The organism is Achromobacter maghribensis (assembly GCF_057334215.1).
The window spans coordinates 231,672-233,788 of record NZ_JBHFII010000017.1; the positions used below are offsets into that span (position 1 = coordinate 231,672).

3 protein-coding genes are annotated in these 2,117 nt (G+C 67.4%); 2 read left to right on the forward strand and 1 reads right to left on the reverse strand.

Annotated features, from left to right (window positions below; all coding sequences use genetic code 11):
- A partial coding sequence (locus ACE039_RS07940) for an AraC-like ligand-binding domain-containing protein (RefSeq protein ID WP_485822050.1) occupies positions 1-767 on the reverse strand: 767 nt, incomplete at its 3' end.
- 161 nt (positions 768-928) lie between these two features.
- Between ACE039_RS07940 and ACE039_RS07945 the strand changes: the two genes are divergently transcribed.
- Together ACE039_RS07945 and ACE039_RS07950 are read left to right on the forward strand one after the other, a co-directional pair.
- A complete protein-coding gene (locus tag ACE039_RS07945) occupies positions 929-1,837 on the forward strand; it encodes an alpha/beta fold hydrolase (RefSeq protein ID WP_313456413.1) in 909 nt (302 codons plus the stop codon).
- 15 nt (positions 1,838-1,852) lie between these two features.
- On the forward strand, positions 1,853-2,117 hold a 265-nt coding region (locus ACE039_RS07950; RefSeq protein ID WP_485822051.1), incomplete at its 3' end, for an ABC transporter substrate-binding protein.

Here is a 2,117-nt window from a genome sequence, read left to right on the forward strand (position 1 = left end):
CCCCCGGCGCGAAGGATGCGGTGCAGGTAGGCGACCGACACGCCGCACCCTTGCGCCACGGCCTGCGGCGACAACGCCGGGTCGGCCAGATGCTGGCGGATGTAGGCCAGCACGCGTTGCCGATGCGCCACCGTCACGCTGCTGTCGGACTCCGACGCATGGCCTTGCTCGGATTGCACCAGGAACAGGACGATCAGGTCGATCAGGCGTTCGCCAAGTTCGGTGACCTCGGTGTCGGACCAGCCGCCCATGCCCTTGAACAAATGCTCCATGTAACTGGCCAGCATCGCGCCACGCGGTGAACCATCGTCGACGCGCAGCTTGTAGAAGGCGCCGACGCGGGAATCCCGTTGCGACAGCGCGCTGCGTGGAAAGGACACGCTCAGGCTGCGATAGCCCGACGCGCCCAGCGCCGTCGCCTGATAAGGCAGGCTCTGGTTCATCAGGTACACGCAGCCGGGCTCGACCTGGAATTCCCGGCCTTGCTGCCGCACGGCCAGGGGACCGGCCAATGGCAAGCCGAAGGTGTAGAACTCCTGGTCCAGCCGCGACACATTGCCCGCCGTGCGTTCCAGCTTCTGTCCCTGATAGTGCAGGTCGTTGAACTGCAGACTGGCGCGGCGCGCATAGCGCACATGCCCCGCGAAATGGGTGGGCATGCCGCCGTGTACCTCGAACGGGCCGAAAGCGTCCGACAGCGCCGCGCGCCATTGCTCGCGCCGGTCAGCGCCGGCGCTGGCCGAGATGGCAAATTCCGTATTGGACATGGCGCGGTCTCCTGTACGCGGCGGGAAGCGCAATTTGATCTTGCGTCTACAACTTCTTGACTCACCCTGCTCTGGGGCGCGCGGCGCATTGTGGATGCGTTTGGCGCAAGTCTATAGTCAGCCCGATAAGCACACAACCTGGACAACCCGGGAGGAGACTCATGGCAAACGCGCCCGCAACGGCCGCCCGCCACACGCCGGCTTCGCGCTATTTGCGCTGCGAAGGCCGAGAGCTGCACCTGACCGAATGGGGCGCGCCTGACGCGCCCCCCGTCATCATGTGGCACGGCCTGGCCCGCACCGGGCGCGACTTCGACGAACTGGCGACGGCGCTGGCGGACGACTACCGCATCATCTGCCCCGACACGATCGGCCGCGGCCTGTCGCAATGGAGCCCCGATCCGGTCGCCGAATACCAGCTGGACTTCTACGCGCGCCTGGCCCGGGCGCTGGCCGACGGCTTGTCGCTTGGCCGGCTGCGCTGGGTGGGCACGTCGATGGGCGGCGCCACCGGCATGCACGCCGCGGCCACGACGCTGCACGGCCGGATCTCGCACCTGGTCGTCAATGACATCGGGCCCGAGCTGCCGCAGCCCGCCATCGACCGCATCCTGGCTTATGCCGGCAATCCGCCCGCGTTCGACACGGTCACCGAACTGGAGTCCTGGCTTCGCGTCGCCTACCGGCCCTACGGCTGGCAAAGCGACGAGCAATGGCGCCGGATGGCTGAAACCTCGATGCGACGCCTGCCCGACGGTCGCGTCACGGCGCATTACGACCCCGCCATCGTCGGACAGTTCAGCCATCACCCGGGCGACTATGACCGCTGGAACGGCTACGACTCGCTGCGCATGCCGGTGCTGCTGCTGCGCGGCGCCGACTCCGATCTGCTGCTGCCCGAGGTGGCCGACGCGATGACGCGACGCGGACCGTGCGCCCAACGCATCGACTTTCCCGATTGCGGCCACGCCCCCGCGCTGAACGTGTCGGCGCAGATCGACGCCATCCGCCGGTTCCTCGCCACGCCGGACCCTCTGCATGACCACACGGCGGCTGCGCACGCCCGCTGATAACAGGAGACATCCATGAATCGCATTCTGCTTGCCGCGCTGGCGGCCCTTTGCATGAGTTCGGCTGCCGCCGCAAAAGACGTTGTCGTCGCCCATGTCTACGACAAGACGGGCCCGCTGGAGGCCTACGCCAAACAGACGCAGAACGGGCTGATGCTGGGCCTGGAGTACGCCACGCAGGGCACCATGACCGTTGCCGGCCGCAAGATCCGCGTGATTGAAAAGGATAACCAGGGCAAGCCCGACGTGGCCCGCGCGCAGCTGGCGTCGGCGTATGCCG